Source organism: Microbacterium sp. NPDC089696 (assembly GCF_044749125.1).
Taxonomy (GTDB): Bacteria; Actinomycetota; Actinomycetes; order Actinomycetales; family Microbacteriaceae; genus Microbacterium.
Genome location: NZ_JBIVHF010000001.1, coordinates 469,845 through 494,881 on the forward strand (window position 1 = coordinate 469,845; position 25,037 = coordinate 494,881).

27 protein-coding genes are annotated in these 25,037 nt (G+C 70.1%); 17 read left to right on the forward strand and 10 right to left on the reverse strand.

Translation table 11 applies throughout. The features are described 5' to 3' along the window. Positions 1 to 702 carry a GntR family transcriptional regulator gene (locus tag ACIPY8_RS02330; RefSeq protein ID WP_400814520.1) on the forward strand — a complete coding sequence of 234 codons (702 nt, stop codon included), beginning with the start codon at positions 1 to 3 and terminating at the stop codon, positions 700 to 702. On the opposite strand, the gene ACIPY8_RS02335 is transcribed toward ACIPY8_RS02330, so the two are convergent. Beyond that, on the reverse strand, positions 689 to 1,276 hold the full coding sequence (locus ACIPY8_RS02335; RefSeq protein ID WP_400814523.1) for a GNAT family N-acetyltransferase: 588 nt from the start codon (positions 1,274 to 1,276) through the stop codon (positions 689 to 691). The genes ACIPY8_RS02330 and ACIPY8_RS02335 overlap by 14 nt on opposite strands. 33 nt (positions 1,277 to 1,309) lie before the next feature. Next, positions 1,310 to 3,274: an APC family permease gene (locus ACIPY8_RS02340; RefSeq protein ID WP_400817624.1), complete on the reverse strand. Its 1,965-nt coding sequence runs from the start codon at positions 3,272 to 3,274 to the stop codon at positions 1,310 to 1,312. A 288-nt stretch (positions 3,275 to 3,562) separates the two neighbouring features. Here ACIPY8_RS02340 and ACIPY8_RS02345 point away from each other — a divergent pair, with 288 nt between their 5' ends. The 5 genes from ACIPY8_RS02345 to ACIPY8_RS02365 all read left to right on the forward strand — a co-directional run bounded on the left by ACIPY8_RS02345 (position 3,563) and on the right by ACIPY8_RS02365 (position 7,199). Beyond that, positions 3,563 to 4,261 carry a GTP pyrophosphokinase family protein gene (locus ACIPY8_RS02345; RefSeq protein ID WP_400814526.1) on the forward strand — a complete coding sequence of 233 codons (699 nt, stop codon included), beginning with the start codon at positions 3,563 to 3,565 and terminating at the stop codon, positions 4,259 to 4,261. Positions 4,262 to 4,306: 45 nt separating this feature from the next. Then, positions 4,307 to 4,588, forward strand: a complete 282-nt coding sequence (locus tag ACIPY8_RS02350) for a hypothetical protein (RefSeq protein ID WP_400814529.1) — start codon at positions 4,307 to 4,309, stop codon at positions 4,586 to 4,588. A gap of 81 nt (positions 4,589 to 4,669) precedes the next feature. Further along, on the forward strand, positions 4,670 to 6,235 hold the full coding sequence (locus ACIPY8_RS02355) for a molybdopterin-dependent oxidoreductase (protein WP_400814531.1): 1,566 nt from the start codon (positions 4,670 to 4,672) through the stop codon (positions 6,233 to 6,235). Positions 6,236 to 6,273: 38 nt separating this feature from the next. Then, positions 6,274 to 6,762, forward strand: coding sequence for a molybdenum cofactor biosynthesis protein B (locus ACIPY8_RS02360; RefSeq protein WP_400814534.1), 489 nt, complete (start codon positions 6,274 to 6,276; stop codon positions 6,760 to 6,762). After that, positions 6,759 to 7,199, forward strand: coding sequence for a molybdenum cofactor biosynthesis protein MoaE (locus tag ACIPY8_RS02365; RefSeq protein ID WP_400814536.1), 441 nt, complete (start codon positions 6,759 to 6,761; stop codon positions 7,197 to 7,199). The genes ACIPY8_RS02360 and ACIPY8_RS02365 overlap by 4 nt, the downstream gene beginning before the upstream one ends. A gap of 110 nt (positions 7,200 to 7,309) precedes the next feature. Here ACIPY8_RS02365 and ACIPY8_RS02370 read toward each other — a convergent pair whose 3' ends face one another. The 4 genes from ACIPY8_RS02370 to ACIPY8_RS02385 are packed head-to-tail and all read right to left on the reverse strand — an operon-like array spanning position 7,310 to position 10,015. Beyond that, complete coding sequence (locus ACIPY8_RS02370) at positions 7,310 to 7,543, reverse strand: MoaD/ThiS family protein (RefSeq protein ID WP_400814538.1); 234 nt, start codon at positions 7,541 to 7,543, stop codon at positions 7,310 to 7,312. Next, positions 7,540 to 8,019, reverse strand: coding sequence for a cyclic pyranopterin monophosphate synthase MoaC (gene moaC / locus ACIPY8_RS02375; protein WP_400814540.1), 480 nt, complete (start codon positions 8,017 to 8,019; stop codon positions 7,540 to 7,542). The genes ACIPY8_RS02370 and moaC overlap by 4 nt, the downstream gene beginning before the upstream one ends. Then, a complete protein-coding gene (glp, locus tag ACIPY8_RS02380) occupies positions 8,016 to 9,248 on the reverse strand; it encodes a gephyrin-like molybdotransferase Glp (RefSeq protein WP_400814542.1) in 1,233 nt (410 codons plus the stop codon). The genes moaC and glp overlap by 4 nt, the downstream gene beginning before the upstream one ends. Beyond that, entirely contained in the window at positions 9,245 to 10,015 is a 771-nt protein-coding gene (locus ACIPY8_RS02385) for a HesA/MoeB/ThiF family protein (RefSeq protein WP_400814544.1), read from the reverse strand. The genes glp and ACIPY8_RS02385 overlap by 4 nt, the downstream gene beginning before the upstream one ends. 183 nt (positions 10,016 to 10,198) lie before the next feature. Here ACIPY8_RS02385 and ACIPY8_RS02390 point away from each other — a divergent pair, with 183 nt between their 5' ends. The 4 genes from ACIPY8_RS02390 to ACIPY8_RS02405 are packed head-to-tail and all read left to right on the forward strand — an operon-like array spanning position 10,199 to position 13,230. Further along, complete coding sequence (locus ACIPY8_RS02390) at positions 10,199 to 10,591, forward strand: molybdopterin-binding protein (protein ID WP_400814546.1); 393 nt, start codon at positions 10,199 to 10,201, stop codon at positions 10,589 to 10,591. A 1-nt stretch (position 10,592) separates the two neighbouring features. After that, positions 10,593 to 11,375, forward strand: coding sequence for a molybdate ABC transporter substrate-binding protein (gene modA, locus ACIPY8_RS02395; protein WP_400814548.1), 783 nt, complete (start codon positions 10,593 to 10,595; stop codon positions 11,373 to 11,375). Then, a complete protein-coding gene (modB, locus tag ACIPY8_RS02400; protein WP_400814550.1) occupies positions 11,372 to 12,157 on the forward strand; it encodes a molybdate ABC transporter permease subunit in 786 nt (261 codons plus the stop codon). The genes modA and modB overlap by 4 nt, the downstream gene beginning before the upstream one ends. Beyond that, a complete protein-coding gene (locus ACIPY8_RS02405; RefSeq protein WP_400814553.1) occupies positions 12,154 to 13,230 on the forward strand; it encodes a sulfate/molybdate ABC transporter ATP-binding protein in 1,077 nt (358 codons plus the stop codon). The genes modB and ACIPY8_RS02405 overlap by 4 nt, the downstream gene beginning before the upstream one ends. Here ACIPY8_RS02405 and ACIPY8_RS02410 read toward each other — a convergent pair. Then, positions 13,221 to 13,511 (reverse strand): type II toxin-antitoxin system RelE/ParE family toxin, encoded by a 291-nt coding sequence (locus ACIPY8_RS02410; RefSeq protein WP_400814555.1) that lies wholly within the window; start codon positions 13,509 to 13,511, stop codon positions 13,221 to 13,223. The genes ACIPY8_RS02405 and ACIPY8_RS02410 overlap by 10 nt on opposite strands. Continuing rightward, positions 13,508 to 13,741 carry a type II toxin-antitoxin system ParD family antitoxin gene (locus tag ACIPY8_RS02415; RefSeq protein ID WP_400814557.1) on the reverse strand — a complete coding sequence of 78 codons (234 nt, stop codon included), beginning with the start codon at positions 13,739 to 13,741 and terminating at the stop codon, positions 13,508 to 13,510. Before ACIPY8_RS02415 ends, ACIPY8_RS02410 begins: the two co-directional genes overlap by 4 nt. A gap of 112 nt (positions 13,742 to 13,853) precedes the next feature. Here ACIPY8_RS02415 and moaA point away from each other — a divergent pair, with 112 nt between their 5' ends. Continuing rightward, positions 13,854 to 14,933, forward strand: coding sequence for a GTP 3',8-cyclase MoaA (gene moaA, locus ACIPY8_RS02420; protein WP_400814559.1), 1,080 nt, complete (start codon positions 13,854 to 13,856; stop codon positions 14,931 to 14,933). A 105-nt stretch (positions 14,934 to 15,038) separates the two neighbouring features. On the opposite strand, the gene ACIPY8_RS02425 is transcribed toward moaA, so the two are convergent. Beyond that, complete coding sequence (locus ACIPY8_RS02425; RefSeq protein WP_400814561.1) at positions 15,039 to 16,253, reverse strand: amidohydrolase; 1,215 nt, start codon at positions 16,251 to 16,253, stop codon at positions 15,039 to 15,041. A 117-nt stretch (positions 16,254 to 16,370) separates the two neighbouring features. Next, a complete protein-coding gene (locus tag ACIPY8_RS02430) occupies positions 16,371 to 17,015 on the reverse strand; it encodes a TetR/AcrR family transcriptional regulator (protein WP_400814563.1) in 645 nt (214 codons plus the stop codon). Between the two features lie 154 nt (positions 17,016 to 17,169). Between ACIPY8_RS02430 and ACIPY8_RS02435 the strand changes: the two genes are divergently transcribed. The 6 genes from ACIPY8_RS02435 (at position 17,170) to ACIPY8_RS02460 (ending at position 25,023) form a co-directional block, all read left to right on the forward strand. Beyond that, positions 17,170 to 18,834 (forward strand): ABC transporter substrate-binding protein, encoded by a 1,665-nt coding sequence (locus ACIPY8_RS02435; protein WP_400814565.1) that lies wholly within the window; start codon positions 17,170 to 17,172, stop codon positions 18,832 to 18,834. Positions 18,835 to 18,947: 113 nt separating this feature from the next. Further along, complete coding sequence (locus tag ACIPY8_RS02440) at positions 18,948 to 19,772, forward strand: ABC transporter ATP-binding protein (protein ID WP_400814568.1); 825 nt, start codon at positions 18,948 to 18,950, stop codon at positions 19,770 to 19,772. Next, a complete protein-coding gene (locus tag ACIPY8_RS02445) occupies positions 19,769 to 20,590 on the forward strand; it encodes an ABC transporter ATP-binding protein (protein WP_400814570.1) in 822 nt (273 codons plus the stop codon). The genes ACIPY8_RS02440 and ACIPY8_RS02445 overlap by 4 nt, the downstream gene beginning before the upstream one ends. Next, positions 20,587 to 21,687: an ABC transporter permease gene (locus ACIPY8_RS02450; RefSeq protein WP_400814572.1), complete on the forward strand. Its 1,101-nt coding sequence runs from the start codon at positions 20,587 to 20,589 to the stop codon at positions 21,685 to 21,687. Before ACIPY8_RS02445 ends, ACIPY8_RS02450 begins: the two co-directional genes overlap by 4 nt. A 1-nt stretch (position 21,688) precedes the next feature. After that, positions 21,689 to 22,780 carry an ABC transporter permease gene (locus ACIPY8_RS02455; protein ID WP_400814574.1) on the forward strand — a complete coding sequence of 364 codons (1,092 nt, stop codon included), beginning with the start codon at positions 21,689 to 21,691 and terminating at the stop codon, positions 22,778 to 22,780. Next, positions 22,777 to 25,023 carry a glycoside hydrolase family 3 N-terminal domain-containing protein gene (locus ACIPY8_RS02460; RefSeq protein WP_400814576.1) on the forward strand — a complete coding sequence of 749 codons (2,247 nt, stop codon included), beginning with the start codon at positions 22,777 to 22,779 and terminating at the stop codon, positions 25,021 to 25,023. The genes ACIPY8_RS02455 and ACIPY8_RS02460 overlap by 4 nt, the downstream gene beginning before the upstream one ends. The last annotated feature ends 14 nt before the right edge of the window (positions 25,024 to 25,037 follow it).

Consider the following 25,037-nt stretch of genomic DNA (forward strand, 5'->3'; position numbering starts at 1 on the left):
ATGGACGACGCGCGGGGCGACGGCTTCCTCTACAGCCGTCTCATCGGCGGGGCCGAGCCCGCGACCCCGCAGCTCGCCTCCCGCGCGGATGCCGTCGTCGACGCGCTCGCGCGCTCCATCGTGACCGGCGATCTCGCCCCCGGCGCCCCGCTGTCGGTGTCGGCCCTCACGCAGCGACTGTCGGTGGCGCCGGCCACCGTCCGCTCCGCCCTCAGCGCGCTCGAGGCCATGCACCTGGTCGAGCAGCGGCTCAACCGGGCCTCGGTCGTCACGACCCCCACCCCGGCGTGGTTCGTCGCGGTCGCCGCCGAGTGCGCGGGCCTCTCGGTCGCGGCAGCGGACCTCGGCATCGCGAGGGCGACGGATGCCGACATCGCGGTGTTCGTGGCCAGGGCCGGCGAGGTCGCCGCACTGTGGACCGACGACGATCCGGACCAGATCGCCGGCGCCGAGGGACTGTGGGACCTGCTCGACCTGCTCGCCGCGTTCTCTCGCAACACCCACCTGCGGTCGCTGCACGCGGCGAAGCGCCGCGCGCTCGTCTTCGGCATCCGCTCGCTGAGCCGCGCCCGCAACCCGGCCATGCTGCGGTCCGTCGTCGACGCCTTCGTCGTGGCGGCGCGGGAGCGGGACCGCGTCGAGGCGATCGACATCGTGCGCGACCTCTACACGTTCGTCGTCGACGGCGTCACCGAGACCTGAGCGCCGCCCATTCCTCCGCGAGGATGCCGTAGTTCATGCCGTCGAGCCATTCGCCCGAGCGGTGCAGCGCCGTCTTGCGGCTGTACTCCTCACGGCGCATGCCGATCCTCTCCATGAGTCGCCAGGACGGCTCGTTGTCGGCGAAGCATCCGGCGTGCACACGCCGCAGGCCGAGAGGTCCGAAGCACGCGCCGATCACCGCGCGGATCGCCTCGGTCGCGTAGCCCCGTCCGGTGTGCGCGGGATCGAGCACCCAGCCGAGTTCGGCCTCGACGCCCCGCGCCTGATCGGCGACCTCGAGCTGCGCCCACCCGTCGCCGACCTTGATCATGAGATCGCCGATCGGGGTGGCGGCTCCGTCGTCGTGCATCAGCTCGATCAGGTGCATCGACGCGAGGCGGTCGGGGTCGAGGTAGCGCTCGCGGAACGCGTCGAGAGTGTCGGGCGCGAGCCCCAGCCAGCGGTTGACGTCGGGCAGGCGACGCCATTCCCACATGACCTCGATGTCGGTCGCGGTCATCGGGCGCACCCGCAGTCGTTCGGTGCGCAGGGGCCAGACATCGGACGTGCTCATGTCCTCAGCCTAGAGAAGCGCCCGTCGCGAGCGTCACTCCTCGGGCGGACCCTCCGGCCGGTGCGCACGACGCCCCGTGACCACGACGGGACGACCGGCGCGCTCCTGGCCGGGCAGCGGCCGCGAGCGACGCCCGTAGATGAGCTCCGACGAGTCGAGCAGCCACGGCACGAGCGTGATCGTCACGCCGTGCACGAGCATGAGCTGGTTCGCCATGCGGCGGGCGCGGCGGTTGTGCAGGAACGTCTCCCACCAGTGCCCGACGATGTACTGCGGCAGGTACACGGTCACGACCGAGGCCCCGTGCTTCTCGCGGTACTGCTTGATGAACTGCGCCACGGGCTGCGCGAACGACCGGTACGGGGACTCGGCGATCACGAGCGGGATCGGCACGTGATGGTCGCGCCACTCCTTCTGCAGAGGAGCGACGTCGTCCGAGGCCACGGCCACATGCAGGCCGATGGTCTTGTCGTGCTTGGCGGCGACCGCGTAGTCGACGGCCTTCGCCACGGGCTTCTGCAGACGGTTCACGAGCACGATCGCGAGGTCGCCCGTCGCGCCGAACTTCGTGGTGTCGTCGATCGCGATCTCGTGCTCGACGTCGCGGTAGTAGCGCTTCACGCCGAGCATGAGGAACGCGAGGATCGGGATCGCGAAGAACACGAGGTAGGCGCCGTGCGTGAACTTCGTGATCGTGACGATCAGGAGCACCAGCACCGTGAGCGTCGCGCCGGCGGAGTTGATGATGAGCCCCACCTTGGCGGACCGGCGATCGGATGCCGAGGCACCGTCGATCCCCGCATCCGGAGTCTTCTCGGCCGGGCCGCGCAGCACTCGCCGCCAGTGGCGCACCATGCCGATCTGTCCCAGCGAGAACGACACGAACACACCGATGATGTACAGCTGGATGAGCGTCGTCAGCCGCGCCTGGAACACCACGAGCACGGCGATCGCCGCGATGCCGAGAACGATCATGCCGTTCGAGAACACCAGGCGGTCGCCGCGGGTGTTGAGCGACTTGGGGGCGTAGCCGTCGCGCGCGAGCACGGATCCGAGCAGCGGAAAGCCGTTGAACGCGGTGTTGGCGGCGAGCAGCAGCACGCACGCGGTCGCCGCCTGGATGATGAAGAACAGGATGCTGCCGCCGCCGAACGTCGCCGAGGCGATCTGCGCCATCAGGCTCGGTTGCGGGTTCGAGCAGTCGAAGCCCACGAGGTCGCACGGGTTCTCGGCGTAGTGCACGCCCGCGATCAGCGCGAGCGCCGTCAGTCCCGCGAACAGGCACGCGGCGATCGACCCCATCAGCACGAGCGTTGTCTGGGCGTTGCGGATCTTCGGCGTGCGGAAGGCGGGCACCCCGTTCGACACGGCCTCGACGCCCGTGAGGGCGGAGCATCCGCTCGAGAAGGCGCGGAGGATGAGGAGGATCACGGCTGCCTGGCCGAGGTCCTCCGAGTGCACCGCGAACTCGGCGCTCGACGCCACGGGGGCGTCGCCCAGGAAGGTGCGGATCAGGCCGGTCACGATCATGAAGCCGACCGAGCCGATGAAGACGTAGGTGGGGATCGCGAACACGAGCGAGGCCTCGCGCACGCCGCGCAGATTCACGACGATGATGAGGATCACGAAGCCGACGGCCAGCTCGACGCGGAACGGATCGAGACCCGGCACCGCGGAGATGATGTTGTCGACGCCGGAGGCGACCGACACCGCGACGGTGAGGATGTAGTCGACGAGCAGCGCCGCGGCGACGATCACGCCGGGGATCTCGCCCAGGTTCTTCGACGCGACCTCGTAGTCGCCGCCGCCCGAGGGATACGCCTTGATGAGCTGGCGGTAGCTGAGCACCACGACGATCAGCAGCACCACGACTGCGGTCGCGACGAGCGGCGTGAAGGAGAGGAAGGTGAGTCCGCCGATGAGGAGGATCATCACGAGCTCCTGCGGCGCGTAGGCCACGGAGCTCAGCGCGTCGGACGCGAAGATCGGCAGCGCCATCTTCTTGGGCAGCAGCTGGTCGTCGACCTGCTGGCTCGTCAGCGGTTCGCCGATGAGGATGCGTTTGGCGAGCGGAGGCGCGTCCGTGGTCTCGCGTGATTCATCTGACACGTCCGGCGACTTTACGCCCGTGCACGGGTTCCTCACGACATCCTGACGGAATCCCTACGGCGCGTCGTGCGTCCCTAACGGAATCCTCACGAGCCCCGACGAGTGCTCACGGAACACGTGCAGGGCTCATCGACGATCCACAGCCGTTTCCGATCACGAACGCGTAACGTCGAGATCATGACGTCCCTCCAGGTCACCGACGACGCCATCCAGCAGACTCGGGAGCTCCGCGACGAGTTCCAGCGCTTCCTGCGCGAGTACGAGTTCGGGATGCGCGAGGTCGAGACCAAGATCTCGATCCTCCGCGACGAGTTCACGCACCACCACGCGTACAACCCGATCGAGCACGTGAAGAGCCGGCTCAAGACGCCCGACAGCATCGTCGAGAAGATCGCGCGCAAGGGCATCGAGGAACCCGACTTCGACCGCATCCGCACGGAGATCACCGACATCGCCGGCGTGCGGGTGACGTGCAGCTTCGTCGCCGACGTGTACCGCCTGTTCGATCTGTTCACGGCCCAGGACGACGTGACCGTCCGCACGGTCAAGGACTACATCGCGCAGCCCAAGGAGAACGGCTACAAGAGCCTGCACGCCATCATCGAGGTGCCCGTGTTCCTCTCGACCGGCGCGCTGTCGGTGCCGGTCGAGGTGCAGTTCCGCACGATCGCCATGGATTTCTGGGCCAGCCTCGAGCACAAGATCTACTACAAGTTCTCGAACCAGGTGCCCTCGCACCTCGTCGACAGCCTCACGGATGCCGCCGAGGCCGCGGCCGAGCTCGACGCCCGCATGGAGCGTCTGCACCGCGAAGCGCATGGCGTTCCGCAGCGCCAGCTGCCCCCGCCTCCGCCCCCGCACGTCGTGCAGGTCTGATCCGCGGAGTTGCGCCCGGTGGCAGCGCCCTGGGACCATCGGCAGGTGACCACGACGCAGCGCGATGCCCGAGCGGACGCCGACCTCGGTGCCCTGCTCGACCTCGACGAGTTGGCCGGTCTCGATCGCGGGCGCCAGCTCTGCGAGTGCGACCACGGTGACGACGACGCCTACGAAGCGTGCGGGCGCAAGGCGAAGTGGCGCGTGTCGATCGACTGCGACTGCGGCGAGAACCATCCCCGCACGGTCGAGATTCTCTGCTCCCGGTGTCTGAGCACGCTCCGCCGCAGCCGGAGTCGCGACACCATCACCGCCCGCCCGCTCTGATCGGGGTGCGCGAGATCCGAAACGCTGTCGGCTCCGAACAGAAGACGACCACGACGTCGTCGGCGAACGAGGAGAGCGGGCATGACACGGAACGCAGCGGGCCGTAAGCGGTTCTTCGTCTGGGCGGCTCTGGCCGGACTCGTCAGCGGGGCGGTGTTCCTCGCTGTGGCCGAGCTCTTCGCGCTGATCCTGGCCCGGTCGGCGAGCCCGGTGCTGGCGGTCGGCGGATTCGTCATCGACATCGTGCCGCAGCCGTTCAAGGAGTTCGCGATCGCGACGTTCGGCGAGTACGACAAGATCGCCTTGCTCGCGGGTCTCGGCCTTGCTGTGGTGATCGCCTCGGCCGTGGGCGGCATCCTCGAGTACGTCCGACCGCCGCTCGGCGTGATCGTGATCGCCATCGCGGGCGCTCTCTCGACCGCGGCGGTGGTCACCCGCGCCGGCGTCAGCCCCCTCGGCTTCCTGCCGCCGATCCTCGGAGCGGCCGCCGGAGCCGTCGTTCTCGTGATGCTGTCGCGCCGCCTGCGCGCATGGAAGACCGCGGGCGAGAGTGCAGACGGAGACACGACCCCGAAAGCCCTGGGGCGTCGGCAGTTCTTCCTGCTGGCCGGCATCGCCGGAGCATCCGCCCTCGTCGTCGGCGTCGCGTCGCGCGCCGTGAGCATGGCCGTGACGTCGGTCGAGGCGATCCGCGACAACCTCAGACTGCCGAAACCGAACTCGACGGTCACGATCCCGGAGGGCGCCGAGCTCGACATCCCCGGCCTCAGCCCGCTGTTCACCCCCAACAAGGACTTCTACCGCGTCGACACCGCGCTCACCGTGCCCACAGTCGACCCCGAGACCTGGCGTCTCGTGATCGACGGCATGGTCGACGAGCGGGTCGAGATCGGCTTCCAGGACCTGCTCGACATGGGACTCGACGAGTACGCCATCACCCTTACCTGCGTGTCGAACGAGGTGGGCGGCGAGCTCGTCGGCACCGCGAAGTGGCTCGGCGTCCCCGTGCGCGACGTCCTGAAGAAGGCCGGGGTGAAGGGCGACGCCGACATGGTGCTCTCGCGCAGCGTCGACGGCTACACGGCCAGCACGCCGCTGTCCGCGCTGACGGACGACGGCCTCGACGCGATCTTCGCCGTCGCGATGAACGGAGAACCGCTGCCTCCCGAGCACGGGTTCCCGGTGCGGATGGTCGTCCCCGGGCTCTACGGCTACGTGTCCGCCACGAAGTGGGTCACCCAGCTCACCGTCACGACGTTCGAGAAGGACGAGGCGTACTGGACACCGCGCGGGTACAGCGCCGAAGCGCCGATCAAGTTCTCGTCGCGGATCGACACCCCGAAGCTGGGATCCGCCGTCGACGCGGGCAAGGTCGCCATCGCCGGCGTCGCCTGGGCGCAGACGGTGGGCATCGAACGCGTCGAGATCAGCATCGACGACGGTGACTGGCAGGCGGCGACGCTCTCGGCTCCCGTCAACGAGGACACCTGGGTGCAGTGGTTCGTGGAATGGGACGCGACTCCGGGCACCCACTACGTCGCGGTGCGCGCCGTCAACAAGAACGGCGACCTCCAGATCGAGGAGCGTGCACCGATCGCGCCCGACGGGTCGTCGGGCTGGCAGCGGTCTCTCATCCGAGTCGCGTGATCCGTGCGCGGTGGCGGACCTCCGCCTAGGGTGGAGCCATGACGTCACTTCCCGCGTGCGTGATCACGGTCTCGGACCGCTCGTTCGCGGGGGAGCGGGAAGACCGCGGCGGCCCTCTGGCCGTCGGACTTCTGAGGGATGCCGGGTGGCAGTGCGCCGACGCCGAGATCGTGCCCGACGGCGAGGAGTCCGTCGCCGCGGCGCTGCGTCGTGCGGTCGATCGCGGTGCTCGGCTGATCGTGACCACCGGGGGCACCGGCGTGAGCCCCCGCGACCTGACCCCCGAGGGCACTCGCCGGGTCATCACACGCGAGGTGCCGGGCATCGCCGAGGAGCTGCGGCGCAGCGGGCTCGCCGACACGCCTCTCTCGGTGCTGTCGCGCGGGCTCGCGGGCATCGTGGACCCGGCGGGCGCCCTGGTCGTGAATCTTCCCGGATCGACGCGAGCCGTCGCATCCGGGGTGCCGGTCGTGCTGGGCGTCGCCCGGCACGTGGTGGATCAGACCGATGGAGGAGATCACCGATGAATACAGTCCAGCTGGCGGCCATCTCGGAGCAGCCGCTCGACCTCGACGCGCATCTGCGTGCCGTGGAGCACCCCGCGCTCGGCGGCGTCACGACCTTCATCGGCCGGGTGCGTGACAACGACCCCGATGCCGAGACGCCGGTCGTCGGGCTCGAGTACAGTGCGCATCCCGACGCCGAGGCCGTGCTGCGGTCGATCGCCGAGCAGGCGGGGGCGGATGCCGTGGGCTCGGCCCGTGTCGACGTCGCCGTCAGCCACCGGATCGGCACGCTGAAGGTGGGCGACGCGGCCGTGATCATCGCCGTCGCCGCCGAGCACCGCGCCGAGGCGTTCGAGGTGTGCCGTGCCGTGATCGAGGACATCAAGCGCGACCTGCCGGTGTGGAAGCGTCAGCTGGAGTCCGACGGCTCGACGCTGTGGAAGGGCATCGGCGGCTGACGGCCGGGATCCTCACCGCGTTTCGTCTCGCTGCGCTCGCTCAACGACCGAGGGCGTCGGTCGTTGAGCGAGGGAGCGCAGCGACCGAGACGAAACGCGTCAGCGGCGCCTCAGCCCCCGGCGAAGGGCGGCAGCACGTCGACGAGCTCGACCCCGGTGAGCGGGCGGTCGTCGTCGCTGCGCACGCCGTCGACCATCACGGCACAGCGCGGCAGGATGTCGGCGAGAGCCGGATGCTGCGCCACCAGCGCCGCGCGGAGCTCGGCCAGAGAGCCCTCGGCACGCTCCTCGGCATCCGTTCCCGCGGCCTCCGCCGCCGCGGCGAAGTAGCGCACGCGAGTCACAGCGTCTCGCCCTCGCGCACCCAGTCGCCGGAGCGTCCGCCCGACTTCGCGACGATCCGGACGTCCTCGATCACGACCGAGCGATCGAGGCCCTTGATCATGTCGACGATCGCGAGCGCGGCGACCGACACCGCCGTGAGCGCCTCCATCTCGACGCCCGTGCGGTCGGCGGTGCCGACGGTGGCCTCGACGTGCACGCCCGCATCGACGATGTCGAGTTCGACGCTCGCGCGGTGCACGCCGATCACGTGGGCGAGCGGCAGCAGCGCCGGGGTCGACTTCGCGGCCTGGATGCCGGCGATCCGGGCGACCGCGAGCACGTCGCCCTTCGGGGCCGTGCCGTCGCGCAGGGCCGACACGACCTCGGGGCTGCAGCGCACGAAGCCGCGGGCCGTGGCGGTGCGGACCGTGGGCTGCTTGCCGGTCACATCGACCATGTGCGCGCGGCCGGAGGCGTCGAGATGCGGGAAGCTCATCCGACCAGCATGACATCGATCACGTCGCCCGCGGCGACCCGCTCGACGTCCGCCGGCACGATCGCGAACGCGTGCGCGCGGGCGAGGCCGCCGGCGAGGTGCGAGCCCGAGCCTCCGGCTGTCGCGGGTCGCACCGTGCGCTCGGCCAGGTCGACGACGGCGGGCAGGTACTGACGTCGTCCCGGGGGCGTGGTCCAGTCGACGTCTGCGGTGAACGAGGCCCGGGGCCGGTGGATCTCGGCGCGACCCTGCAGGGCGAGCAGTGCCGGGCGCACGAACACCTCGAACGACACGGCCACGCTCACCGGGTTGCCGGGCAGACCGAACACGAGGGTGCCCGAGCCCAGGGCGCCGAAGGCCTGCGGTTTGCCCGGTTGCATGGCGACGCTCGAGAACTCGACCTCCCCGCGGCCGTCGAAGGCGCCACGCACCGGCTCGTACGCGCCCGCGCTCACGCCGCCCGTGAAGACGATGACGTCGGCGCCCAGGGCGACCGCCTCTGCCGTGACGGCGTCGACGGCCTCCGCCTCGTCCGTGACGCGGGAGACGAGCACGACGTCGGCGTCGGCATCCGCCACGAGCTGCTGCAGCAGCGGACCGTTGGAATCCGGGATGCGTCCGCGCGTCGGCGTCTCGCCGGGGGCGAGCAGCTCGCTGCCCGTCGACACGACGGCGACGCGCGGAGCGCGGGTCACGGAGACCCGGGCGATGCCCGCCGCGACGGCCGCGGCGAGCTGGAAGGCGCCGAGCCGCTCGCCCGCGTGCACCACGGGGTCGCCGGTGCGGAGATCGGCGCCCCGGCGGCGGACGAAGGCTCCGGATGCCGGAGCGCGCAGCACCCGCACCTCGCCCAGCGAGTCGGCGAGACCGCCTGCGGTGTCTTCGAACGGGACGATCGCGTCTGCCGCGGTCGGCGCCGGCGAACCGGTCATGATCCGCGCGGCCTCGCCCGCGCCGAGCGCCGGGTCGTCCGACACCCCCGCCGGCAGGTCCGCGATGACGCGCAGCGTCACCGGGTACTCTGCGGAGGCGGCGGCGACATCGGCCGCGCGCACGGCGAATCCGTCCATGGCGGAGTTGTCGAACAGCGGGATGTCGTGGGCGGCGGTCGCGTCGGCGGCGAGGGTGCGACCGGCGGCATCCTGGATCGGCACCTGCTCGACGTCGAGTGTCCGCACCGCGTCGAGCACGCGGGCGAGCTGCTCCTCGACCGTGCGGCGGGCGCTCATGCGGTGCCCGCCGGACGGATCGCGATCTCGTGCTGTCGCACCGTGAGCGCGTCGATCAGCGCGAGGCGGCCGAGCAGCGGCTCTCCGGCACCGGTCACGAGCTTGACGACCTCGCCGGCGAGGATGCCGCCGACCTGCACGCACAGCGCCCCGAGCACGCCGACCTGCGCGCAGCTGGGCGGTTCGCCCTCGGTTCCCGGCGGGAAGAGGTCGGCGAGGACCACGGGAGTGTGCCCAGCGGGCGGCGCCGACCAGAACACGGTCGCGTGCGCGTGCCACTCCTGCACGGCCCCCCAGACCAGGGGGATGCCGAGCTCTTCGGTCGCGGCGGCCACGTCGCGTCGCGTCGCGAACGAGTCGCTCGTGTCGACCACGACGTCGGCACCTGCGAAGAGCTCGGTCGCGTTCGCGGCGTCGAGTCGCACGTTCTGCGGGATCACGACGGCTCCGGGGGACAGTGCCGTGATCGCCCGTTCCGCCGAGACGGTCTTCGCCGTGCCGACGTCTTCCGCGCGGTGCGCGAGCTGCCGCTGCAGGTTGGTGAGCTCGACCACGTCGTCGTCGATCACCACGAGCGTGCCGATGCCGGCCGCCGCCAGCGCGAGCAGCACGGGCGAGCCGACACCGCCTGCTCCCACCACCGCGACGCGGGAGGCTGCGAGTCGCCGCTGACCCTCCTCGCCGATGCCCGCGAGCACCGCGTGGCGGGCGGTGCGGACGAGCTCCGCCGGGTCGAGGGCGGGCGCTGGGGCGACGAGCGGCTGCATGGGACCAGGGTATGCCGGGGAGAGGTGTCTCGCCCCGAAACCCACCACCTTCGTCGAGACCCATCACGCACGACGCGCGGCGTGGTGGGTCTCGACGAGCGAGGTGGGTCTCCACGCATCGTTCGTCGCCGCGCATGCGGAGCATATCGCCCTCCTGAACCGCAGTTGCGGTATGTTCGAGCCATGCAGAGCTTCCGCATCGCCCGCGCGGCGCAACTCCTCGGCGTCAGTGATGACACCGTGCGCCGCTGGATCGATCAGGGGCTGCTTTCGACGACGGATGCGGTACCCGCCGAGATCCCCGGCGATGCGCTGGCCGCCCGGGCGATCGCTCTCGCCGACGAGGCGACGGAACCCGGCGGCATCCTGTCGAGCGCCCGCAACCGCTTCACGGGAATCGTGACCCGCGTGCAGATCGACGGCCTCATGGCGCAGGTCGATCTGCAGTCGGGCCCGCACCGCGTCGTCTCGCTGATGTCCGCTGAGGCGGCCCGCGAGCTCCATCTCGAGGTCGGCTCTCTGGCGACTGCGTCCGTCAAGGCGACGCAGGTCGTCGTCGAAGTGCCGAAGGGCTGACATGAACCGCTCGCTCCTCCGATCCGCCGCCGTGCTCGCGCTCGCCGCGCTCGCCCTCACCGGATGCTCATCACCGTCGGCCGCGCCGACTCCCGAGGAGACCTCCGCGTCCGAGGGCAGCCCGCTCAGCGGCGACCTCACCGTCTACGCCGCGGCATCGCTGAAGGGTGCGTTCGACGAGATCGGCGCCGCCTTCTCCGACGAGAACCCCGACGTCACCTTCAGCGCCGTCTACGACGGATCGTCGACGCTCGTCACGCAACTGCAGGAGGGCGCGCCCGGAGACGTGTTCGCGTCGGCCGACGAGGCGAACATGGACAAGCTCGCCGATCTCGCAATCGACCCGACCCTGTTCGCGTCGAACACGCTCGTGATCGCCGTGCCGGCCGGCAACCCCGGGGGCGTCGAGAGCCTCGCCGACCTCGCCGACGTCACGACGGTGCTGTGCGCTCCCGAGGTGCCGTGCGGTGCGGCATCCACCACTCTGCTGTCGAACGCCGGGGTGACCGTCGAGCCGGCGAGCCTCGAGCAGAACGTCACGGCCGTGCTCACGAAGGTCGCCGCCGGAGAAGCGGATGCCGGACTCGTCTACGCCACCGATGTGATCGGCCGCGACGACGTGGAGGTCATCGTGCCGGACGGCGCCGACGATGTCGTGAACCACTACCCGATCGCCGCACTCGACGGCGCCCCGAACAGCGACGCCGCTGAGGCGTTCGTCGCGTTCGTGCTCTCGGACGCCGGGCAGAAGATCCTCGCGGACTTCGGGTTCGGAGCGCCGTGAGCTCCGACGCGCGCGGCTACGCGCCGCGCGCGATCGTCGTGCCCGCGGTCGTCGGGCTCGCGTTCCTGATCCTGCCGCTCGCCGCGCTCGTCGCCCGCGTGCAGTGGTCGACGTTCCTCACCGACGTCACCTCGGAGGCCGCGCGGTCGGCGCTGGTCCTCTCGCTCGTCACCGGTCTGCTCGCGACCGTGATCTGCGTGATCGTCGGCGTCCCCCTCGCACTCACCATCGCTCGGTCGGGCCCGCGGATCGCGGCGGTGCTCCGCGCAGCCGTCACCGTGCCGCTCGTGCTGCCGCCCATGGTCGGCGGTGTCGCTCTGCTCTACCTGTTCGGCCGCGCCGGATGGTTCGGCGGGCTCGGGCTCTCGTTCAGCACCCCCGCCGTGGTGCTGGCGCAGACGTTCGTGGCGCTGCCGTTCCTCGTGCTCGCGGTCGAGGGCGCCGTGCGCACCTCGGGAGTGGAGTTCGAGCGCACCGCCGCCGCGCTCGGCGCGAGCCGCTGGACGATCCTGCGGCGCATCACGCTCCCTCTCGCCGCACCGGGGATCGTCGCGGGAGTGGTGCTGTGCTTCGCCCGCGCCATCGGCGAGTTCGGTGCCACGGCGCTGTTCGCCGGCAACCGTCCGGGCGTGACGCAGACCATGCCCCTCGCGATCTACACCGCGTTCAACGGGGCCGGTGTCACCCAGGGCGCGGCCGTCGCCCTCGCGCTGCTGCTGCTCGCGGCGGCGATCGCGGTGCTGCTGCTCGTGCGCGGCTGGCGTCCGGGGGCGGCGCGATGAGCGCCGGCGCCGTCGGGCTGAGCGCCCGCATCGTCGTGGCCCGCGAACATTTCGCGGTCGATGTCGGGGTGCGGGTCGCTTCCGGTGAGACCGTCGCTGTCATGGGGCCGAGCGGAGCGGGCAAGTCGACGCTGCTGCAGGCGCTCGCCGGGTTCGTGCCCCTCGACGAGGGCGAGATCGCCGTCGAGGGGCGTGTGGTCGACCGAGTGGCCGCGCCCCGGGTGCGCACCGAGCCGATGCGGCGCGGCATCGTGCTGCTCGGTCAGAACCCCCGACTGTTCCCGCACCTGAGCGTGCGCGAGAACGTGGCGTTCGGACCTCGCGCCGCGGGAGTCCCGGTGACGGACGCTCGGCGGGGCGCCGACGACTGGATCGCCCGTGTCGGCCTTCCGGGCGCAGGAGACCGCCGACCGCACGAGCTGTCCGGGGGTGAAGCCCAGCGCGTCGCGGTCGCGCGGGCACTCGCCGCTGCTCCCCGCGTCGTGCTGCTCGACGAGCCCCTCGTCGCCCTCGACCCCGAGACCGCGGGCGACATCCGGCGGATGCTGCGCGACCAGCTCGACGGGGTCACGACGGTCGCGGTCACGCACGATGCCGCCGACGCCGTCGCCCTCGCCGACCGGCTCATCGTGCTCGAGGCGGGCCGGGTCACGCAGGAGGGCGCCGTGCGGGAGGTGCTCGCCGCGCCGGCATCCGGGTTCGTCGCGTCGATCGCCGGCGTGAACCGGATCGAGGGCGTCAGCGCGGGCGGCGGGTGGCGGAAGGGAGAACTCGTCCTGAGCAGCACGGAGTCCGCGTCACGCGCGCTCGCCGCTCATGACGGCGTGCCGCTCACCGCGATCTTCCGGCCGCAGGATGTGCAGATCATCCGGAGTGGAGAGTCGGGCCCCGGCGATGGCTGGCGTGCCCGGATCATACGGCTCGAACCGACGCTCGCTGGGATCAGGGTGCACACGGATCTGTGCCAGATCGATGTCGCTCTCGCGGACACGGCGGGTCTCGTGGCGGGGGAAGTCGTGCGGCTGCGGATCGATCCCGCCGGGGTGCGCTTCGTATCTCCGAGTCAGAGATGACGCGCCGGATCCATTCGTCGATGAAGGAGGCGAATGACATCCACCGTGTGCGCAGTCTCGACGTAGAAGACGAGATGACCGCCGATCCGATACCGGCGGTACCCCTCGCGGATCTCATCGCACGGGTGTCCGCGGTCGGGCGCCGCGGCTATCCGCTCGATCGCCGCTCGAAGTTCAGCGACATAGATCTCCGCTTGTTCGATGTCCCACCGCTGAGCGGTGTAGTCCCAGATCTCTGAGAGGTCTCGCTGCGCCGCCGGCGTCAGCCGGTACTGCTTCACTGCTTCTTCGATGCGATGAAGGCGTCGAAGTCGAAGGGCTCCGCTTCGCCGCTGTTCTCGCCCGAGACGAGCGCTGCGCGGAGGGCGGCGACGTGTGTCTCCTGGTCCTCCAGGAGGCGCAGTCCCGCGCGCACGACTTCGCTCGCCGATCGATATCGGCCGGACGCGACCTGGCGCGAGAGGAAGCCGGTGAAGTGCTCATCGAGACTGATCGAGGTGTTCTGAGCCATACGGAAATAGTACCAAGTCTTGGTAAATGCGCTCGGCTGTTTCGATCTCCACGCGTCCCGGGTCGTTCGGGCGGGGTTAGTCTCGAAGAATGGCGGGGAACGGGGAGAGGCGATGACGGCCGTGCCGGTCGCGATCGGGAGGCGGACAGCCGCTCCCGGTGCCGTTCTCGCCGCCGGGGGCGACAGCCTCGTCGACACTCACGGACGTGTCCACCGTGACCTGCGCATCTCCCTCACGGATCGCTGCTCGCTGCGCTGCACCTACTGCATGCCCGAGCAGGGCAACGAGTGGCTCGCGCGCACCAGCATCCTGTCGACCGACGAGATCGTCGAGGTGGCCGAGGTCGCCGCGAGTCTCGGCATCCGCACGTTCCGCCTCACCGGGGGAGAGCCGCTGCTGCGCGCCGACATCGTCGAGGTGGTGCGGCGCATCGCGCGGATCGAGGGGCCGGACGGCCCCGTCGAGGTCGCGATGACGACGAACGGCATCTCGCTCGCCGCAAAGCTGCCCGCCCTGATCGACGCGGGCCTCACGCGTCTCAACATCAGCATCGACACGATCGACCGGCAGAAGTTCGCAGACCTCACCCGTCGTGACCGGCTCGACGACGTGCTCGAGGGGATCGCCGCGGCCGCGGCATCCGAGCTCCGCCCGCTCAAGCTCAACGCCGTCGCGATGCGCGGGGTGAACGACGACGAGCTCACCGACCTCGTGGCGTTCGCGATGGAGGTGGGCGCGCAGCTGCGCTTCATCGAGCAGATGCCTCTGGATGCCGGTCACACCTGGGACCGGGCGTCCATGGTCACGCGCGAGGAGATCCTCGACGCGCTCGGTGCCCGGTGGCGTCTCTCGCCGGTCCCCGGACGGGGAGGCGCGCCCGCCGAGAAGTGGCGCATCGACGACGGGCCGCACGAGGTCGGCGTGATCGCCTCGGTGACGGCGCCGTTCTGCGGGGCGTGCGATCGGCTCCGGCTCACCGCCGACGGACAGTTCCGCAACTGTCTCTTCTCGAACACGGAGTACGACCTCGGCGCCGTGCTGCGGCAGGAGTCGGCATCCGCTGCCGGTGCCCGCGCCGACGCCATCGCCGGCCTGCTGCGCTCGTGCGTGCACGGCAAGCTGCCCGGTCACGCGATCGACGACCCGTCGTTCCTCCAGCCCGCGCGGGGGATGAACGCGATCGGCGGCTGATCCCCGCACAACTTCTGCGGCCGTCTGCACCTTCTGCGGCCGTGAGGAACGGCTCTGGCCGCGAAAGGTGCGTGTGGCCGCAGAAGTTCGATTCCGGACCCCGCGTCAGTCGAGGAACTCCCGCGCCGCCGACGACAGAGCCGTGACGCCGACCTCGATGGTCGGGTGGATCTCGGGTGCGAAGAACGGCGAGTGGTTGGTGGGGATGTCCTTGTCGAGCGTGCCCGCGGCCATCGCGGCCTGGAACCGCGCCGGGTCGATGCCGCCCCAGAACCAGAACACGAGCGGAGCGCCGGTGTCGCGCGCGAACCAGGACACGTCCTCGGACCCCGTGAACATGCCGGGGTCGATGACCGACCCCTCTCCGAGGGCGCGCTGCAGCGCCGTGGTGACGCGGGCCGTGGCATCCTCGTCGTTGATGGTCGGCGGGAGAGTGTGGTCCGTGCGGATCTCGGGCTCCCGCTCGGCCCCGGATGCCGTGGCCTCGGCGCGCACGATCCGCTCGACGCTCGCGAGCACCTTGTCGCGCATCTCGTCGGTGGGGTAGCGGAGGCTCAGCTCGAGCTTCGCCTCGGCCGGGATGATGTTGTTCTTGAGTCCGGCGTGGATCGAGCCGACCGTGACGACGGCCACGTCGCGGGGGTCGACCTCGCGCGAGGCGATGGTCTGCAGGCGCATGACGGTGGCCGCGGCCATGACGACCGGGTCGATCGTGGCGTGCGGCCGCGAACCGTGCCCGCCGCGTCCGTGCAGCGTGACGGTGAGGCCATCCGACGCCGCCATCTGCGTGCCGGGTCGCACGCCGATGGTGCCGGCGGGGAGCGGGGTCACGTGCTGGCCGAGCACGACGTCGGGGCGGGGCACGATGTCGAGCAGACCGTCGTCGAGCATCGCCCTGGCGCCGGCGCCGTACTCCTCGGCGGGCTGGATCAGCACGACGAGCGTGCCCGACCAGTCGCTCCGGTCGGCGACGAGCTTCTCGACGGCGCCGATCATCGCGGTCACGTGCATGTCGTGCCCGCAGGCGTGCATGACGGGGACGGTGTTCCCGCCGGGGTCGATGCCCGTCGCGGTGCTGGCGTAGGCGAGACCGGTCTCCTCGCCGACGGGCAGCGCGTCCATGTCGGCGCGCACCCAGACGACGGGGCCCTCGCCGTTCTCGAGCACGCCCACCACGCCCGTGACGCCGACGCCCTCGCGCACGTCGAGACCCAGATCGCGCAGGTGGCCGGCGGCGATGCCCGCGGTGCGCGTCTCCTGGAACGAGAGCTCAGGATGCTGGTGCAGGTCGATGTACAGCGCTTCGAGGTCGATCGTCATGGCCCCGAGCCTACTCGCGCGCCGCCGCGCGGAATCCCGCCCGTCTATTTCTGCCGTTCGGCGCAAACAGACGGGCCGTTTGCGCCGAATGGCAGAAATAGACGGTCAGGGGAGAGGTCAGTGGCGGTAGGTGTCCAGGGCGGGGCCGGGGTGCAGCACGCCGTTGACGATCGCGCGGATCGCGAACTCGCTGGCTTCACCCAGGTCGAACACGTCGCGGTGCAGCAGCCACTGCAGCTGCAGGCCGTCCATGACCGCGAGGATGCTGGCCGCGGCCATGGCGATCGTGTCGGGCTCGTCGACGCCCTCCTGCGCGCAAAGCTCGTGGAAGGCGTCGGTGACCTCGCGACGGAGCGTCGTGTACCGCTCCTCGAAGTACTCACGACCCGGGTGGTTGTCGGTCACGGACTCCGAGGACAGCACGGTGTACGCCTGCACGATGCCGGGACGCGAGACGTTCGCGACGGCGGTGCGCACCAGGTGCAGGAACAGCTCCGGTCCGCCGGGGATGTGCTTCTCGGCGAGGTCCTGCACGTCGGCCTGGTCTCGGAACGCGAGCACCTCGAGCAGCAGTTTCTGCTTCGATCCGAAGTGGTGCAGCACGCCCGCGTGGGTGATCCCGACCTGTTCGGCGACATCGGCGAGAGTGCCGTTGGTGGACCCCTTGTTGCCGAAGATCTCGACCGCGGCCTTGAGGATCTGCTCCCGCTTCTCACGGGTCGCCGGGCGCACGTGCGCCTGCGCGACGGCTGTCTTCGCCATGGTCGCTCCTCTCGCTCGCGGACCGTACTTGCCAACCTTACTTACTAACGAGTAACCTCGCATCAACTTACTTTCTCGACAGTAAGCAAAAACATCGGCGGATGCCCGAGCACTCGCCGCTCACAGCACAACGACCCGTGCCCAAGGAGAAGCAATGAAGCTCAGAAAGTCCCTCATCGCCGCGCTCGCGGTCGGCGCCCTCGGCGCCACGGTCCTCGCAGGATGCTCGTCGGACGGCGGATCCGGAGACGGCGCCGAAGGCGGGGCCGCGCTCACGATCGCCAAGCCCGACGGCGCGATCACCACCGAGTCGAACAACCCGTACGTCGGCGACTCCTCGGCCTCGAAGTACGGCTACGGCAAGGTCATCTTCGAGTCCCTGGCCCTCGTCAACCAGACCGGCGACCGCGAGACCACCCCCTGGCTCGCCGAGAGCATCGAGTGGAACGACGACTACACCTCCGTCACCGTCGTGCCGCGCAAGGACGTCACCTGGAGCGACGGCGAGCCCTTCACCGCCGACGACATCGTCTACACCTACGAGCTCGTCTCGACGCCCGCGCTCGACACCGCCGGCCTCAAGTTCGAGGGCGCGACCGTCGAGGGCGACGCCGTCACCTTGAACTTCGGCGAGTCCAAGTACGTCAACCAGTCCCGCGTGCTGCACGTGCCGATCGTCCCCAAGCACATCTGGGAGAACCTCGACGACCCGGCCACGAACCCCGTCAAGGGCGACGACCTCGTCGGCACCGGCCCCTACGCGCTGTCGAACTGGTCGACCGAGTCGGTCACGCTCGAGGCTCGCGACGACTACTGGGGCGGCGACCTCGCCGTGCCCGAGCTGCACTACGTCTCCTACGGCGACAACACCGCGCTGACCACGGCCCTCGCGCAGGGCGAGGCGGACTGGGCGCAGGCGTTCATCCCGCAGATCCAGGAGCAGTTCCTCGACGCCGACCCCGAGCACAACAAGTTCTTCGTGGCACCCACCACAGGTTCGGCGACGCTGTTCATGAACCTGCAGGAGAAGCCCTTCGACGACGTCGTGTTCCGCCAGGCGCTCGCGTGGGTCATCGACCGCGACGCCTACGTCGACATCGCCCGCGAGGGTGCGAGCGAGCCGGTCTGGTCGGTCACCGGCCTCTCCTCGATCCTCGAGGACGAGATCCAGCCCGAGTTCCAGGGCCAGGAGTACTCCGTGGACGCCGAGAAGGCCCGCGATCTGCTCGAGTCGGCCGGCTACACGTGGAAGGACGACGCGCTGATCGACCCCGACGGCACCCCCGTCTCGTTCACGCTGTCGGTCCCCTCGGGCTGGAGCGACTGGAACACCGCGCAGGAGCTCATCGCCGAGGACGTCAAGGAGTCGATCGGCGCCGAGGTGAAGATCGACATGCCCGACTGGGGCGGCTGGGCCGGACCCCGCGACGAGGGCACCTTCTCGGCGATCATCCACTGGCTCGAGGACAGCGGCACGGCCTACGGCCTCTACACGTCGACCATGGACCCGCGCTGGATCTCCCCGGAGGGGATCGCGGGCTTCAACTTCGGTCGGTTCGACGACCCGACGGCCACGGCGGCGCTGAACTCGTACGCCAACGCCTCGTCGGACGAGGAGCGCACCGCCGCGATCACCACGCTCGAGCAGATCTTCGTCGACCAGGTGCCGGCGATCCCGCTCGGCGCCCACCCGCTGCTCGGCGAGTACAACACCCGCAACTACGTCGGATGGCCGTCGGAGGACGACCCCTACGCCTCGGGTGACCCGACGCAGCAGAACATCGTGATGATCCTCACGAAGCTGAAGCCCGCCGAGTAAGACCCGTTTCGTCTCGCTTCGCTCGCTCAACGACCGGCGGGTGACCCACCCCCGGTCGTTGAGCGAGGAGCGCAGCGACGAGACGAAACGTCCCACGACGAAGGACACCACCCATGTCAGACCCCCTCCTCAGCGTGCGCGACTTCTCGGTCGTGTACGACGTCGATCCGCCCATCGAGGCCGTGAAGAACGTGACGCTCGAACTGCAGCGCGGCGAGATCCTCGGTCTCGCGGGTGAGAGCGGATGCGGCAAGACGACGCTCGCCTACGGCGTGCAGCGGTTGCTGCGCGCGCCGGCCGTGATCGCGGGGGGCAGCGTCACGTTCCACGACGCCTCCGGGATCGACGTCGACATCAACGCCCTCGACGTCGACGCGATGCAGCGCTTCCGCTGGGACAAGGTGTCGATGGTGTTCCAGGGCGCGATGAACGCGCTCAACCCCGTGGCGACGATCGGCTCGCAGCTCGAGGACGTGTTCGAGATCCACCGTCCCGACATGAATCGTCGTCAGCGTCGCGCCGAGGCGGAGGAGCTGCTGGAGATCGTCAAGGTCGGCCGCCAGCGCATCCGCTCGTTCCCGCACGAGCTGTCCGGCGGCATGCGCCAGCGCGTCATGATCGCGATGGCCCTCGCGCTGCGCCCGCAGCTCATGGTCATGGACGAGCCGACCACCGCGCTCGACGTGCTCGTGCAGCGCGAGATCCTCAAGCAGATCTCGCAGCTGCGGCACGAGTTCGGCTTCTCGGTGATCTTCATCACGCACGACCTGCCCCTGCTGCTCGAGATCAGCGACCGGATCGCGATCATGCGCGCCGGCGAGATCGTGGAGCTCGCGTCCGCCGAGCAGATCTGGACCGACCCGCAGCACGACTACACGAAGACGCTGCTGTCGTCGTTCCCTCGACTGACCGGCGCGAGAGGAGTGCTGGCCCGATGACCACCCTCGAGTTCTCCCACGTCAGCAAGGTCTACAACGTCCGCGGGGCCGGTCAGCTCAAGGCCCTCGACGATGTGAGCTTCACCCTGACCTCGGGCCAGACGATCGGTCTCGTCGGGCAGTCCGGAAGCGGCAAGTCGACGATCGCCAAGATCCTCACGCAGCTCGAGACTCCGACGAGCGGGGAGGTGCGCCTCGACGGCAAGCCCATCCCCCGCCGCGGCCGAGGGCTGCGCACCTACCGCCAGCAGCTGCGCATGGTGTTCCAGGACCCGTTCGCCTCGCTCAACCCGTACCACACCATCCGATACCACATCGAGCGCCCGATCCGCCTCGACGACGTCGTGCCGAAGAAGGACACGGAGGCCGAGGTGCGTCGCCTGCTCGAGCGCGTGCGCCTCGACGTCGACGCCGTGATCGACCGTCGCCCGCACGAGCTCTCCGGTGGTCAGCGGCAGCGTGTCGCGATCGCCCGGGCACTGGCCTCGCGTCCGAGCCTGCTCGTGGCCGACGAGCCCGTGTCGATGCTCGACGTCTCGATCCGCCTGGGCGTGCTGAACCTGCTCGCCGATCTGCAGCGTGAGGAGGGACTCGGCGTGCTGTACATCACGCACGACCTCGCGACCGCCCGGCACTTCAGCGACGAGATCATGGTGCTGAACCAGGGTCGCGTGGTCGAGTACGGCGACGCCGACGACGTCATCCTCGATCCCCAGGATCCGTACACACGCGAGCTGCGGGCGGCCTCGCCCGATCCCGAGAAGCACTTCGCCTCGGCCGGTGCTCCCGGCCTGGAGAGCACAGGAGGCGCACAGTGACCACCGCATCCCCCGAGCTCGGCCAGACCGGGCTGAATCCCGAGGACGGCCGCCCCGACGCCCTCGAGGTCGGCACGACCGCGACCACCGCGCAGAAGGGCCGCAAGATCGTTCCCTGGCGGTTCTTCGCCGGACGCGCCGCGTTCTACCTGTTCACGCTGTGGGCGGCGATCACGATCAACTTCTTCCTGCCGCGGTTCATGAAGGGCGACGCGGTCAGCTCGTACCTGGCGCGCAACCGCAACGTCAGTCCCGAGGCGGCGGAATCGCTCCGCATCCTGCTCGGCATCGACTCCGACAAGTCGCTGTGGCAGCAGTACCTCGAGTACTGGGCAACCCTGTTCCGCGGCGACCTCGGGATCTCGACTCTGCACGGCCTGCGACCCGTGGCCGAGGTGCTCAGCGCCGCGCTGCCGTGGACGCTCGGCCTCGTCGGCCTCGCGACGATCATCTCGTTCGCGCTCGGCACGGTCGGCGGCGCGATCGTCGGATGGAAGCGCGGCAGCCGGCTCGACGCCCTCATCCCGATCACGACCTTCTTCAACACGATCCCGTACTTCTGGCTCGGCCTCATCGCGATCGCGATCTTCTCGTCGACGCTCAAGTGGTTCCCCTCGTCGCACGCCTATGACAAGGGGCAGTCGCCCGAGTGGAGCCTCGACTTCATCGGGCAGGTGATCGCGCACGGCACGCTGCCCGCGGTGACGATCATCATCGCCTCGCTCGGCGGATGGATGCTGGGCATGCGCAACATGATGCTGACGGTGCTCGACGAGGACTACATCACGGTCGCGCAGGCCAAGGGCATGCCGAACCGCCGCGTGCTGTGGGCGTACGCCGCCCGCAACGCGGTGCTCCCGCAGATCCAGAGCTTCGCGCTGTCGATCGGCTTCATCGTCGGCGGCACGATCGTCATGGAGATGGTGTTCAGCTACCCCGGGGTCGGCAAGCTGCTGCTCGACGCGACCAACGCGAAGGACTTCGCCCTCATGCAGGGCGTGTTCCTCGTGATCACCCTGTCGGTGCTCGTCGCGAACATCCTCGCGGACATCGTCTACGCATACCTCGACCCGCGCACGCGCCAGACGGAGGCCTGACATGAGCGTTCCCACCCAGGCGGACACCACCGCCCCCGACGGCTCGACGGTCGCGACCGGGATGCCGGAGACCGTGACGTTCCGCACCGGCGGCGGCACGCCTCCGCGCAAGACCTTCTGGTCGCAGATGGCGCAGGCGTTCGCGATGTTCCGCAACCGCAAGTCGATCGCCGGCCTGATCATCCTCGGGGTGTTCGTGCTGGTGGCGATCCTCGCGCCGCTCATCGCCCCGTACGGCGCGACCCAGAAGGACCGCACCGCGCTGCGCCAGCCGCCCTCGTTGGAGCACTGGCTCGGCACGACCCACATGGGCGAGGACGTGCTCAGCCAGATCATCTTCGGCACCCGCGGCGTCGTGGTGGTCGGCTTCCTGTCGGCTATCATCGCGACCCTCATCGCGATCACGATCGGCGTGATCGCCGGGTACGTGCGTGGCTGGAAGAGCGAGTCGCTGTCGGCGCTCACCAACGTGTTCCTCGTGATCCCCGGCATCCCGCTCATCATCATCGTGGCCTCGCAGTTCGAGAACCCGCCGCTCATCGTGATCGCCGCGGTGCTCGGGCTGACCGGGTGGGCCTGGGGCGCGCGCGTGCTGCGCGCGCAGACGATGTCGCTGCGCAACCGCGACTTCATCCAGGCCGCGCGGGCCAACGGCGAGCCGCTGCGCCGCATCATCACGATCGAGATGCTGCCGAACCTCATGGCGCTCATCGCGTCGAGCTTCGTCGGCACGGTCACGGCCGCGATCCTCGGGCTCACGACGCTCGCGTTCATCGGCGTGATCCCTGTCAGCAACCTCAACTGGGGCACGATCCTCTTCTGGGCGCAGCAGAACGGCGCCTTCCCGCGACTGTGGTGGTGGTACGTGCCCGCCGGGCTCTGCATCGCGATCATCGGCGTCGCGCTCTCGCTCATCAACTTCGGCATCGACGAGTACGTCAACCCGCGGCTGCGTTCCGCGGGCGAGCGGGCTCGCGCGATGAAGAAGAAGGGCCTGAACGTGAACGACCCGGTGACGGCCGTGCGCGCCCCGGCATCCCCCTCGACGGCTCCCGACATTACGAACAAGAACGCGACGAACAGCAAGCGATGACCTCTCAGACCCTGACCGACTCCCTTCCCTACCTCGACCCCGACCTGCCGATCGCCGCACGCGTCGCCGACCTCCTCGACCGCATGACGGTGGAGGAGAAGGTCGGGCAGATGCTGCAGCTCGATGCGCGCGACGACCTCGACGACCACGTGCTGCGGCGTACGGTCGGCTCGATCCTGCACACCTCGCCCGAGCGGCTGATCCGCGCGAACGAGCTCACGGCCCAGACGCGCCTGCGCATCCCGCTGCTCGTCGGCGAGGACTGCATCCACGGCCACTCGTTCTGGCCCGGGGCGACGATCTACCCGACGCAGCTCGGCATGGCGGCGTCGTGGGATGCGGAGCTCGTCGAGAAGGTGGCCCGCGCCACAGCGGTCGAGGTCGCTGCGACCGGCATCCACTGGACCTTCTCTCCCGTGCTGTGCATCGCCCGCGACCTGCGGTGGGGCCGCGTCGACGAGACCTTCGGCGAGGATCCGTTCCTCATCGGCGAGCTCGCCTCGGCGATGGTGCGCGGGTACCAGGGCGACGGTCTGGACGATCCGACGGCGATCCTCGCGACCGCCAAGCACTTCGCCGGATACTCCGAGACGCAGGGCGGACGTGACGCGAGCGAGGCCGACATCTCGCGCCGCAAGCTGCGCTCGTGGTTCCTGCCGCCGTTCGAGCGCGTCGCCCGCGAGGGATGCCGCACCTTCATGCTCGGCTACCAGACCACCGACGGCGTGCCGATCACGGTCAACGACTGGCTGCTCAGCGACGTGCTGCGCGGCGAATGGGGCTACACCGGCACCCTCATCACCGACTGGGACAACGTCGGCCGCATGGTGTGGGAGCAGCAGGTGCAGCCCGACTACGCGCACGCCGCCGCGGCCGCCGTGAAGGCCGGCAACGACATGGTCATGACGACCCCCGGGTTCTACGAGGGCGCGCTCGAGGCCGTCGCCCGCGGGATGCTGTCGTCCTCGGACTTCGACGCGGCCGTCACCCGCATCCTCACGCTCAAGTTCGAGCTCGGGCTGTTCGAGAACCCGCGGCTCCCGCAGGACGGACGGGATGCCGTGGTCGGCAGCGCCGCGCACGCGGAGCTCAACCTCGAGGTCGCGCGGCGCTCGCTCGTGCTGCTCGAGAACGACGGCACGCTGCCCCTGTCGCCGTCTTCGCCGCTGTCGGTGGCCGTGGTGGGACCGCTCGCCGACGACGCGCAGACGCAGCTCGGCGACTGGGCCGGCGGCTCGGGCCAGGCCGGCTGGCTCGACGGGCAGCCCCGCGAGATGATCACGACCGTGCTCGACGGCCTCGCGGGCGTCGAGGGCTGGACCGTGACGCACGCGCGCGGCGCCGACATCCTCACGCTCGAGGAGGACCCCCGCGGGGCGACGTTCCCCGACGGGCAGCCCCGCCCGCCGGTCGTCGTGCCGGCCGAGCCCGACGAGACGCTGATCGCCGAGGCGGTCGCCGCGGCCTCGGCATCCGACGTCGTGATCGCCGTGGTCGGAGACCGGATCGAGCTCGTCGGCGAGGGGCGCTCGACCGCGACCCTCGAACTGATCGGCGGGCAGATCGCCCTGCTCGACGCGCTCATCGCCACCGGGAAGCCCGTCGTCGTGGTGCTGCTCGCATCGAAGCCGCTCGTGCTGCCGGCATCCGTGTCCCGCGCCGCCGCCGTCATCTGGGCCGCGAATCCCGGTATGCAGGGTGGGCGCGCGCTCGCCGAGGTCATCTCGGGAGCCGTCGAGCCCTCGGGTCGACTGCCGATCTCGTTCGCGCGGCACGTCGGTCAGCAGCCGACCTACTACAACCAGATCCGCGGACAGCACGGCGACCGATACGCCGACCTCACGCAGTCGCCCGCTTGGGCGTTCGGCGAGGGGCTGTCCTATTCGACCGTGTCGTATGCGGATCTCGTGCTCACGTCGGAGGCCGTCGGTCTCGGCGACACCGTCGTCGGCGAGGTCACCGTGACGAACACGGGGTCGCGTCCGGTGCGCGAGACCGTGCAGGTGTACGTGCGCGACGAGGTCACGAGCGTGAGCTGGACCGACCGCGAGCTCAAGGCCTACCGCCAGATCGACCTCGCGCCGCGGGAGAGTGCGCGCGTGCGGGTCGAGGTCGCCGTGAGTGAGTGCTCGATCGTCGATGCGGCCGGCATCCGTCGTGTCGAGCCCGGGGCGTTCGCGCTCCTCGTCGGCCCGAGCTCGCGGGAGCAGTCGCTCCTGTCGGCGCCGTTCACCGTCGCCTGACTCCGCGTCGAGAC

What these genes read in the sequence shown, in the direction of transcription:
- ACIPY8_RS02455 (WP_400814574.1), top strand. Translation starts at nt 21,689, where the DNA reads ATGAGCGTTCCCACCCAGGCGGACACCACCGCCCCCGACGGCTCGACG.
- moaC (WP_400814540.1), bottom strand. Translation starts at nt 8,019, where the DNA reads ATGAGCTTCCCGCATCTCGACGCCTCCGGCCGCGCGCACATGGTCGAT.
- ACIPY8_RS02385 (WP_400814544.1), bottom strand. Translation starts at nt 10,015, where the DNA reads ATGCAGCCGCTCGTCGCCCCAGCGCCCGCCCTCGACCCGGCGGAGCTC.
- ACIPY8_RS02330 (WP_400814520.1), top strand. Translation starts at nt 1, where the DNA reads ATGGACGACGCGCGGGGCGACGGCTTCCTCTACAGCCGTCTCATCGGC.
- ACIPY8_RS02360 (WP_400814534.1), top strand. Translation starts at nt 6,274, where the DNA reads ATGACGTCACTTCCCGCGTGCGTGATCACGGTCTCGGACCGCTCGTTC.
- ACIPY8_RS02435 (WP_400814565.1), top strand. Translation starts at nt 17,170, where the DNA reads ATGAAGCTCAGAAAGTCCCTCATCGCCGCGCTCGCGGTCGGCGCCCTC.
- ACIPY8_RS02415 (WP_400814557.1), bottom strand. Translation starts at nt 13,741, where the DNA reads ATGGCTCAGAACACCTCGATCAGTCTCGATGAGCACTTCACCGGCTTC.
- ACIPY8_RS02390 (WP_400814546.1), top strand. Translation starts at nt 10,199, where the DNA reads ATGCAGAGCTTCCGCATCGCCCGCGCGGCGCAACTCCTCGGCGTCAGT.
- ACIPY8_RS02365 (WP_400814536.1), top strand. Translation starts at nt 6,759, where the DNA reads ATGAATACAGTCCAGCTGGCGGCCATCTCGGAGCAGCCGCTCGACCTC.
- ACIPY8_RS02425 (WP_400814561.1), bottom strand. Translation starts at nt 16,253, where the DNA reads ATGACGATCGACCTCGAAGCGCTGTACATCGACCTGCACCAGCATCCT.
- ACIPY8_RS02440 (WP_400814568.1), top strand. Translation starts at nt 18,948, where the DNA reads ATGTCAGACCCCCTCCTCAGCGTGCGCGACTTCTCGGTCGTGTACGAC.
- ACIPY8_RS02460 (WP_400814576.1), top strand. Translation starts at nt 22,777, where the DNA reads ATGACCTCTCAGACCCTGACCGACTCCCTTCCCTACCTCGACCCCGAC.
- ACIPY8_RS02405 (WP_400814553.1), top strand. Translation starts at nt 12,154, where the DNA reads ATGAGCGCCGGCGCCGTCGGGCTGAGCGCCCGCATCGTCGTGGCCCGC.
- ACIPY8_RS02345 (WP_400814526.1), top strand. Translation starts at nt 3,563, where the DNA reads ATGACGTCCCTCCAGGTCACCGACGACGCCATCCAGCAGACTCGGGAG.
- glp (WP_400814542.1), bottom strand. Translation starts at nt 9,248, where the DNA reads ATGAGCGCCCGCCGCACGGTCGAGGAGCAGCTCGCCCGCGTGCTCGAC.
- ACIPY8_RS02445 (WP_400814570.1), top strand. Translation starts at nt 19,769, where the DNA reads ATGACCACCCTCGAGTTCTCCCACGTCAGCAAGGTCTACAACGTCCGC.
- moaA (WP_400814559.1), top strand. Translation starts at nt 13,854, where the DNA reads ATGACGGCCGTGCCGGTCGCGATCGGGAGGCGGACAGCCGCTCCCGGT.
- modA (WP_400814548.1), top strand. Translation starts at nt 10,593, where the DNA reads ATGAACCGCTCGCTCCTCCGATCCGCCGCCGTGCTCGCGCTCGCCGCG.
- ACIPY8_RS02335 (WP_400814523.1), bottom strand. Translation starts at nt 1,276, where the DNA reads ATGAGCACGTCCGATGTCTGGCCCCTGCGCACCGAACGACTGCGGGTG.
- ACIPY8_RS02430 (WP_400814563.1), bottom strand. Translation starts at nt 17,015, where the DNA reads ATGGCGAAGACAGCCGTCGCGCAGGCGCACGTGCGCCCGGCGACCCGT.
- ACIPY8_RS02340 (WP_400817624.1), bottom strand. Translation starts at nt 3,274, where the DNA reads ATGGCGCTGCCGATCTTCGCGTCCGACGCGCTGAGCTCCGTGGCCTAC.
- ACIPY8_RS02355 (WP_400814531.1), top strand. Translation starts at nt 4,670, where the DNA reads ATGACACGGAACGCAGCGGGCCGTAAGCGGTTCTTCGTCTGGGCGGCT.